Source organism: Brevundimonas denitrificans, from assembly GCF_030160755.1.
Taxonomy (GTDB): Bacteria; Pseudomonadota; Alphaproteobacteria; order Caulobacterales; family Caulobacteraceae; genus Brevundimonas; species Brevundimonas denitrificans.
Map to the genome: position 1 here is coordinate 20,059 of NZ_BSOY01000034.1, position 8,620 is coordinate 28,678.

At 68.2% G+C, this 8,620-nt stretch carries 11 protein-coding genes; 6 read left to right on the forward strand and 5 right to left on the reverse strand.

The features are described 5' to 3' along the window. Positions 1-119 precede the first annotated feature (119 nt). The 5 genes from QQJ79_RS08875 to QQJ79_RS08895 all read left to right on the forward strand — a co-directional run bounded on the left by QQJ79_RS08875 (position 120) and on the right by QQJ79_RS08895 (position 3,780). Entirely contained in the window at positions 120-1,580 is a 1,461-nt protein-coding gene (locus QQJ79_RS08875; RefSeq protein ID WP_284222570.1) for a sensor histidine kinase, read from the forward strand. Next, the gene (locus QQJ79_RS08880) at positions 1,577-2,002 is read left to right on the forward strand and encodes a response regulator (RefSeq protein ID WP_284222571.1); all 426 of its coding nucleotides are present in this window, start codon (positions 1,577-1,579) and stop codon (positions 2,000-2,002) included. The genes QQJ79_RS08875 and QQJ79_RS08880 overlap by 4 nt, the downstream gene beginning before the upstream one ends. Further along, a complete protein-coding gene (locus QQJ79_RS08885) occupies positions 1,999-3,057 on the forward strand; it encodes a sensor histidine kinase (RefSeq protein ID WP_284222572.1) in 1,059 nt (352 codons plus the stop codon). Before QQJ79_RS08880 ends, QQJ79_RS08885 begins: the two co-directional genes overlap by 4 nt. Positions 3,058-3,059: 2 nt before the next feature. Next, on the forward strand, positions 3,060-3,509 hold the full coding sequence (locus tag QQJ79_RS08890; protein ID WP_284222573.1) for an NUDIX domain-containing protein: 450 nt from the start codon (positions 3,060-3,062) through the stop codon (positions 3,507-3,509). An 85-nt stretch (positions 3,510-3,594) separates the two neighbouring features. Then, a complete protein-coding gene (locus tag QQJ79_RS08895) occupies positions 3,595-3,780 on the forward strand; it encodes a CsbD family protein (protein ID WP_284222574.1) in 186 nt (61 codons plus the stop codon). A 57-nt stretch (positions 3,781-3,837) separates the two neighbouring features. Here QQJ79_RS08895 and QQJ79_RS08900 read toward each other — a convergent pair whose 3' ends face one another. The 4 genes from QQJ79_RS08900 to QQJ79_RS08915 all read right to left on the reverse strand — a co-directional run bounded on the left by QQJ79_RS08900 (position 3,838) and on the right by QQJ79_RS08915 (position 6,573). Continuing rightward, a complete protein-coding gene (locus QQJ79_RS08900) occupies positions 3,838-4,341 on the reverse strand; it encodes a hypothetical protein (RefSeq protein WP_284222575.1) in 504 nt (167 codons plus the stop codon). Further along, positions 4,338-4,748, reverse strand: coding sequence for a hypothetical protein (locus QQJ79_RS08905; protein WP_284222576.1), 411 nt, complete (start codon positions 4,746-4,748; stop codon positions 4,338-4,340). Before QQJ79_RS08905 ends, QQJ79_RS08900 begins: the two co-directional genes overlap by 4 nt. A gap of 85 nt (positions 4,749-4,833) precedes the next feature. Beyond that, positions 4,834-5,358: a hypothetical protein gene (locus tag QQJ79_RS08910; protein WP_284222577.1), complete on the reverse strand. Its 525-nt coding sequence runs from the start codon at positions 5,356-5,358 to the stop codon at positions 4,834-4,836. 36 nt (positions 5,359-5,394) lie between these two features. After that, positions 5,395-6,573 carry a vWA domain-containing protein gene (locus QQJ79_RS08915; RefSeq protein WP_284222578.1) on the reverse strand — a complete coding sequence of 393 codons (1,179 nt, stop codon included), beginning with the start codon at positions 6,571-6,573 and terminating at the stop codon, positions 5,395-5,397. 110 nt (positions 6,574-6,683) lie between these two features. On the opposite strand from QQJ79_RS08915, the gene QQJ79_RS08920 reads away from it, so the two are divergent. After that, on the forward strand, positions 6,684-7,871 hold the full coding sequence (locus QQJ79_RS08920) for an aspartyl/asparaginyl beta-hydroxylase domain-containing protein (protein ID WP_284222579.1): 1,188 nt from the start codon (positions 6,684-6,686) through the stop codon (positions 7,869-7,871). A gap of 20 nt (positions 7,872-7,891) precedes the next feature. Here the strand turns inward: QQJ79_RS08920 and QQJ79_RS08925 are convergent, their stop codons facing one another. Then, entirely contained in the window at positions 7,892-8,419 is a 528-nt protein-coding gene (locus QQJ79_RS08925) for a GNAT family N-acetyltransferase (RefSeq protein ID WP_284222580.1), read from the reverse strand. Positions 8,420-8,620: the final 201 nt, after the last annotated feature.

The following is an 8,620-nucleotide window of genomic DNA, read 5'->3' on the forward strand; positions in this document are numbered from 1 at the left end:
GTTACGCGACTGGACAGGGCCAAACGCCCCGCTAATGCTCCCCCACGATGATTTCGGCCCTCCGCCCCACGCTCCTGGCCTTCAGTCAATTCGTCCGCACGCCGACGCTCGGACGACGCGTGGCTGGTCTTCTGGCATTGGCGATCGCGCTGTTGCTGGTGCTCAACCTCGCGGTCTTCGTGCTGATCCAGCGGACCGCCGACTTCAACGACACCGTCGAGGAAGCCCAGCAGACCCGTTTCGTGGCGCGCGAGGTCCTGACCCGGCTGGTCGACGCCGAAACCGGGCAGCGCGGGTACATGCTGACGGGTCGCCTCGAATATCTTTCAATCCACACCGAAGCGATCCAGCGGTTGCCGGACCTTTTTGAGGAATTGACGGGCCTCACCGTCGGCGACCCGGACCTCGGGCCGCGGGTCGAGCACCTCCGCGCCCTGTCCGACGAACGACAGATCCTCATGGAGCGGACGATCAGCCTGGCGCGCACCGGCCGGTTCGACGAGGCCGTCGCCCTCGTCCGCAGTGGTCGCGGCAAGGTCCTGATGGACGCCATGAGGGTCGAAATCGCCGCCATCGACGAAATTCAGACCACCCGGCTGCAGTTCCAGACACGCCAGTCGGAATGGGCCGGCAATGTCACGGTCATCGCCAACGCCTTCGGCGGCGCTGTCATACTGGTCCTCGCGGGCGCCAGCGCCTGGCTGATCCGCCGCTACATCTACGAGGTGCAGGGTGCCCGCGACGCCCTGGACCGTCTCAACGCCGGTCTGGAAAACCAGGTGCGCGTCCGCACCTTCGAACTCACCCGCGCCAATGAGGAGATCCAGCGCTTCGCCTATATCGTCAGCCACGACCTGCGCGCGCCGCTGGTCAACGTCATGGGCTACACCGCCGAGCTTGAGCAGGCCGGCCGGATCATCGACAAACAGATGACGGCGGTCGAGACCAAGGCTCCCAAACTGGTCGAGCAGGACGCCCTGACCGCCGTGCGTGAGGACGTCCCCGAGGCTATCGGCTTCATCCGGGCCTCGACCGAGAAGATGGACCGGCTGATCAACGCCATCCTCAAACTGTCGCGCGAGGGCCGCCGCAACCTCGTCCCGGAGCCGCTCGACATGACCGCCATGGTCCGCAACATCGCCGACAGCGTCCGTCACCAGACCCACGCCGCCGGCGCGGAGATCGTCGTCGAACCCCTGCCGGGCCTGGAAAGCGACCGGCTGTCGGTCGAACAGGTGCTGGGCAATCTGATCGACAACGCCGTCAAATATCTGGACGCCTCGCGGCCCGGCCGGATCGTGGTCACCGGCGAAGAGACGGCCGGCGGCTGGATCGTCTACCGCATCGCCGACAACGGCCGCGGCATTTCCGACCGCGACCACGAGCGGATTTTCGAGCTCTTCCGCCGCTCGGGCAGGCAGGACCGGCCCGGCGAGGGTCTGGGCCTGGCGTTTGTCCGCAACAGCGTTCGCCGTCTGGGCGGCGACATCACCCTCGAGTCAGAGCTTGGTAAGGGCTCGACATTTATCCTGAAATTCCCCACACGCCTGATCCTCCCGGCCGCCGGAGACTACGCATGAGCCATGCCGTCAAGATCGTGATGGTCGAGGACGACCTCGGCCACGCCAAGCTGATCGAGAAGAACATCCGTCGCGCGAACATCTCCAACGAGATCGCGCATTTCGCCGATGGCGGCGCGGCCATGGACTATCTGTTCAGCGAGGAGGTGCGGCTCAACGGGCCGATGCTGATCCTTCTGGACCTGAACCTGCCGGACATGTCGGGCACCGACATCCTCATCCGGGTCAAGGCCGATGAGCGCCTCCGGCGCGCGCCGGTGGTGATCCTGACGACCACCGACGACAAGCAGGAAATCCAGCGCTGCTACGACCTCGGCTGCAACGTCTACATCACCAAGCCGGTCGACTATGAGAGCTTCGCGGGCGCCATTCGCCAGCTGGGGCTGTTTCTGTCGGTCATGCAGGCGCCGGACATCGAGTGACCGTGTCCTCAAGGCTCGAAGGCGACGTCATTCGCCTGCTCTACATCGACGATGACCGCGGCCTGTCGCGGCTGGTCGAGAAGGAGCTGGGGCGTCATGGCTACGCCGTGACCTGCGCGCCGGACGGCGACGCCGGCCTCGGCACGCTCATCGCGCAACCCGGCGATTTCGACGTCGTGGCCCTCGACCACTACATGCCGGGCCGCGAGGGCCTCGACGTCCTGCCCGACATCATCGCCCTGCCCGACCCGCCGCCGGTGGTCTATGTCACCGGGGCCCAGGAAGGCCGCATCGCCGTGGCCGCCCTGCGCGCCGGCGCCGCCGACTATGTCATCAAGGACGTTTCGGAGGACTTCACCGCCCTCCTGCGCAACGCCCTGGAGGAGGCGGTGTCGCGACGTCGGTTGCAGCGCGAGAACGACGCCGCCCAGGAAGAGGTTCGCATCGCCCGCGACCGGGCCGAGGCCATGCTGCGCGAGGTCAACCACCGCGTCGGCAACTCCCTGCAGCTGGTCTCCAGCTTCATGTCGCTGCAGCTGCGCCATCTGGCCGACGAAGGCGCCCGCGCCGCGCTGAAGGAGTCCCAGGCCCGGATCGAGGCCGTGGCCCACGTCCACCGCCGGCTCTACACCTCGGGCGACATGTCCTCCGTGGCCATGCACGAATACCTCGAGGGTCTGATCGACGAACTGTCGCAGTCCCTGTGTCCGGACAAGGATGGTTGCTCGATCCATCTGGAGGCCGCGCCGATGCGGGTCTCGACCGATCAGGCCGTGTCGCTTGGCGTGGTGGTCACCGAACTGGTCACCAACGCCGTAAAATACGCCTATGAACCGGGCAAGCCGGGCCAGATTCGCGTCAGCCTGGGTCAGGGTCCGAACGGACGCGCCATACTGACGGTCGAGGATGACGGCCCGGGCATGGGAGACGGTTCGGTCAAGGGCACCGGCCTCGGGGGCAAGATCATCTCCGCCATGGCCTCGGGCCTCCGGTCGGCGGTCGAGTTCGACAAGGCGCACAAGGGCGTGCGCGCCCGTCTGGCGTTCGATCTCTGATCATGACCCGGCTGCAGTTCGGAACCGCCGCGCCCGGCCTCGACCACCGCCCGCGCCCCACCGCCTTCGGTCTGGTGTTTGAGGACGGCAAACTCGCCTGCGTCCGCGTGGACCGCGGCGAAGGCAGCTATTTCGACCTCCCCGGCGGCGCCGTCGACGGCGACGAGACCGAGGAACAGGCCGTGGTCCGCGAGTTCCTCGAGGAAACCGGCATGACGGCGCGCCCGATCACCCGCATCGCCGAAGCGTCCCAGTATTTCCGCAAGTCGGACGGCGAGCCGATCAACAACATCGGCGGCTTCTGGATCGTCGAACAATTGGCGCTCGACCCCGCCGCCAAGGTCGAGGCCGATCATGACCTGATCTGGCTCGATCCGCGGGAAGCTCTCATGCGACTCCGCCACGACGCCCACGCCTGGGCGGTGACCGTCTGGCTGCGGCGCCACGTCTAGCTGCACAGTACGGAACGCGAAGCGCGATCGTTCGCTCTTCTGGTCCAGTCATCGCCGGCCCGGCGATGTGTGTCAGGAGATTCCCATGCCCGATCACGATCGAGTCGAAGGCGCCGCCAAGAACCTCGGCGGCAACATCAAGGAAGCCGCCGGCAAATTGACCGGCGATGAAAAGCTCAAGGCTGAAGGCCGCGCCGAACAGGTCGAGGGCAAGATCCAGAACGCCGTCGGCGGCCTGAAGGACACCCTGCGCGAAGACAAGCGCAACTAGGTCCTTCTGCAAATCGATAGCACGCCGCGTCCGGACCCCGGGCGCGGCGTTGTCGTGTCAGGGTAGGGGCAGCGCCCGGCAGCGGGCGATCCAGGCCGCCTGGGTCTCCAGCGACGAAGGCCGGTCGCACGGCTCCACCGCCGGCCGCGCGCTCCCGAGCCGGTCCAGGGTTGTCCCGATCTCCGCCCCGTCGCCACAGATGCGTGACAACGAGCCTCCGAAGCCGGTCTCCGATCGCCGCATCACCATCCGGCAGTTCTCGGGCGCGGCCGGACTCTCGCCGGCTGCCGGCGTCTCGGCCGCCAGGCCGGCGCGCGCCATCGCCAGGCGGTTGCGCGCCTGGCGCCGGCAGGCGTCGTCGCCTGCGGCGCCGCACTGGCTGGCCTCCCAGCCTGCCGGGTCGTCAAGGGCCCAGGCGGGGACAGCACCATCGGCCCGTTCAGCCGTCCGAAAGCCCAATCGCCCGAAGCGCGGCGCCGCGCCTTCCTGCGGCGGCGGCTCCGGCGCGGTCCGGATCGGGCCGTCCTGCAGCAGGACGGCAAGCAACAGGGCGACGATCATTGCGGCCTCAGCAGGCCTTCGAGGACGCTCGCGGCGGCGCCGGACCGGTCGCCGCAGACGATCATGCCGGACGAGGACGAGCCGTCCTCGCTCTGCTGGCTGTCCTGCCGCGTGGTGCACCGCCCGCCGAAGGCCGTGCCGGTGGTGGCGGTCGGAGGGTCGTCAGAGGCTGAGGCGACCGTCGTCGCGAGCGGTCGCGGGCGGAAGTGCGGCAGGCGCGCCCGCAGCGCGGTCCCGACCCGGTGTTCGCACGCCTCCAGCGACTCGCTGGAGCGCCGCACCAGCGGACTGCAATGCGACAACACGAAGCCGTAAGGGTCGCGCAGGGCCGAATCCGGAATCTCGATCTGCGGGTCTCCGGCCGGCGCCGCCAGCTGGATCGTCATCGCCATCATCGTCAGCAGCATTGCCCGCCCTCCCGTCAGGGCAGGGGCGCACAGGGTGGAGCGGCGGTCACCCTTCCAGACCTGACGCTGTTCGGCGAAGCGCCGTTTAGTCCCGGCCGCCCAGCCGGACGGTCAGGCCCTCATCATCTTCACGCACGCGGCTGGCGGGGCGGCATTCCTCGGTCCAGGCCACGCCGCCCTGGGGCTGGACGCGTGGACGGGTTTCGCAGCTTCGCTCCTCCAGCACCGTCGTCGGCCGGGCGGCCCGGGTCGGGGCGCCGCACTGCAGGGCGTAACGGTCGCCGGCGGCCTCCTGCCGGCATTCGTTCGGCGCGCCTGCGGGGGCCAGTCCGGCGGGCAGGGCGGCGCCGAGGTGGGCGGCGAGGATCATCCGGACCCGCGCCTGACAGGTCTCCAGCGATTCCTGGCTCGAGCGGATCAGCGGACTGCATTCGGCCCGCTCGTAACCCCACGGATCGGCGCGGGCGGAGTCGGGAATCGCAGGGATCTCGATGGCGGCGACGGGGTCCGCTGGTTCAGCGGGCGCCGGCGTCTCCCACACCACCTGACCCGTCGCGGCGGGGAGAGGAGGGGTCTGTTGCAGCATCAGGGCGAGGACGACGGCGAGCATGGCGCGAGTTTCCCGGGACGACCCTGAAACCCTAACCTATTTGGCCAGCGCCCGCATCGCCTTCTCCAGCCCTTCCAGGGTCAGCGGATACATCCGCTCATCGACCAGTTCGCGCACCATGCCGACCGAGGCGGAATAGCTCCAGTAGCGTTCCGGGGACGGGTTCAGCCAGGCGACCTTGTCCCACTGCTGCGTCGCCCGCTTCATCCAGACGGCCCCGGCCTCCTCGTTCCAGTGCTCGACCGAGCCGCCGGGCATGGTCACCTCGTACGGGCTCATGGTCGCATCGCCGACGAAGATGGCGCGCCAGTCGGCGGGGTATTTGTTCAGCACCTCCCAGGTCGGGATCTTCTCGGTGTGCCGGCGCCGGTTGTCCTTCCACACCCCCTCATAGAGGCAGTTGTGGAAGTAGAAGAATTCCAGATGCTTGAACTCGGTCTTCGCGGCCGAGAACAGCTCCTCGCACATCTTCACATGGGCATCCATCGACCCGCCGATGTCGAGGAACAGCAGCACCTTGATCGTATTGCGCCGCTCTGGTCGCATATGGATGTCCAGCCAGCCCTGACGCGCCGTGCCGTCGATGGTGGCGTCCATGTCCAACTCGTCGAGCGCGCCCTGCCGGGCGAACCGGCGCAGGCGGCGCAGGGCCACCTTGATGTTGCGCGTTCCCAGTTCGACCTGGTCGTCCAGGTTCCGGTATTCGCGCTTTTCCCAGACCTTGACCGCCCGGCCCTGTTTGCCGGGCCCGCCGACGCGCACCCCCTCGGGATTGTAGCCGCCGTGGCCGAACGGGCTGGTCCCCCCGGTGCCGATCCACTTGTTGCCGCCCTCGTGCCGGCCCTGCTGCTCCTCGAGCCGCTGCTTCAGCGTCTCCATCAGCTTGTCGAACCCGCCCAGCGCCTCGATCTGCGCCTTCTCCTCGTCCGTCAGGTATTTCTCGTTGAGCAGCTTCAGCCACTCCTCGGGCACGTCCAGCGACGGCTCGTCGCCCGCGCCGACGGTCTCGATCCCGGCGAAGACCTTGCCGAACACCTGGTCGAACCGGTCGTAGTGTTTCTCGTCCTTGACCAGCACCGCCCGCGACAGGTGGTAGAAGTCGTCGACCTTCCGCCCGGCCACATCCTTGTCCATGGCCTCCATCAGATGGAGCCATTCCTTCATCGACACGGGCACGCGCGCGTCTCTCAGGGCGGTGAAGAAGGGGAGGAGCATGGGCGGGATTATCCGGCCCCGACCGGGAGAATACCAGCCGGCCCGTGGACATGAATTTCACGTAACGCACCGGCCCCGTTTCGGTCACCGGGCGGGGGCAATCCAGCCTTATGTCCCAGTTCTCTGTGCGTGCGTCTCAGTCCGTTCCCGTCGATGCTCCAGCGGCGGTCGTCGCCTTCCACTCGGGACGCTGGCAAGAGGCCCGCGAGGCGCTGGCGCGCCTTGATGCAGCCGACAGGGCCGGGCCCGCCCACCTCGCCATGCTGGCATGGACCCATCACAAGCTGGGAGACGACAGGTCCGCGGAAGTCGTCGTCAACCGCGCCCTGGAGCTCGACGGTCAGGATCCGAGGGCCTTGCTGGTGAAGGGCGACATGCTCTCCGCCCTCGGCGCTAAGCGGGAGGCCAACCTCTACTACCGGGCGCTCGTCAGTCTCGCGGAGTCCGGCGCCGCCGTACCGGCCGATATCGCCCCGGGCGTCGCCCGCGCCCGCGCGCTCCGTGACCGGCTAGCCGCCGGCATCTTCGACCACGTCCGGGAGGAGCTTGACCGGGCCGGCTATGTCGAGGGGCGGTCGAGCGCCCGGTTCACCCACGCCCTCGATCTCGCGACGGGCCGCAAACAGGCCTATTTCCAGCAGCCCAAGGCCTTCTATTTTCCGGAGCTGCCGAACGCGCAGTTCTATCCGCGCGAGATGTTCCCGTGGATGGACAGGGTCGAGTCGGCGACCGACGTCATCACCGGCGAACTCGAGGCCCTGCTGGAGCAGGACCGCGGCTTCAGCCCCTACCTCCAGACCGTCGCCCACCTCCCCAGCCGGACCGACTATCCGTTGGTCGACAGCATGGACTGGAGCACCAGCTTCCTGTGGAAGGACGGTCAGGCCACGCCGAACGCCGGCCGCTGTCCGCAGACCTTGGCGGCCCTTGCCGACGCCCCTCTGTGCCAGATCGCCGCCCGCTCGCCGCAGGTCATGTTCTCGCAGCTCAAGGCCGGGGCGCACATCCTGCCCCACACCGGCTTCGTCAACACCCGGCTGGTCTGCCACCTGCCGCTGATCACGCCTCCGGGCTGCAAATTCCGCGTGGGCAACGACGTCCGCAGCTGGGAAAAGGGCAAGGCCTGGGTGTTCGACGACACCATCGAACATGAGGCGATCAACACCAGCGACCGGACACGCGTCGTGCTGATCTTCGATATCTGGCGGCCGGAACTGAACGAGGAGGAGCGGGTGCTGGTCACCGCGGCCCTCGAGGCGATGGACGCCTATTCGCCGACGGTCGCGGTCTGGTCCTAGGCGTCGACGATCGCCTTTACCTACCCCCGCCGCAGGATGAACTCGTCATCCATCCACGCCCCGACGGGATACTGGTACTCCCCCGCCTTCTCGAACCCGTAGGCCGCATACAGCTTCTGCGCCTTGAGGTTCCCGCTCCACACCCCGATCCACAGCGGCCCGTCGGTGTGGGTCTCCATCCAGTCCAGGGCGACCGCCAGCAGTTTCGTGCCCAGCCCCAGACCCTGCGCCGCCTTCGACACATACAGCCGGCGGAGCTCGGCATGGCTCGGCCGCGCGTCGGGATGGGGCAGGGTGTTCGGTCCTGTGTTGGCGAAGGCCAGCAGCGCCCCGTCGCGCTCGGCCACCCACCAGGCCGCGCCGGGCTCCTTCAGCTTCGTCCGGATCGTCTCCGGGCTGAAGCTGGCGTCGAGGAAGGCCGCCAGATCGTCCGCCGGATAGGGGATGGCGAACCCGTCCACGAAGGTGTCGATAAAGGTCTGCCGCCCCAACACGCCCAGGGCGGCGGCGTCGGCGTCTACGGCGGGGCGGATCAAGGGCTCGGTCATTCTGCGCGCTTAGGACCTTGATCGGGACGCGACAAGTCCCGTGGCCGTCCCTATCCTCTCCCCGATGAGCGTCGCCCTCTTCACCCATCCCGACATGCTGGCGCACCGCCCCGGCGCCGGCCATCCCGAGAGCCCCGAGCGGCTGCAGGCCGTGCTGGACGCGCTCGACGCCGCCGCGCCCGGCCTCGACCACCGCCCGCG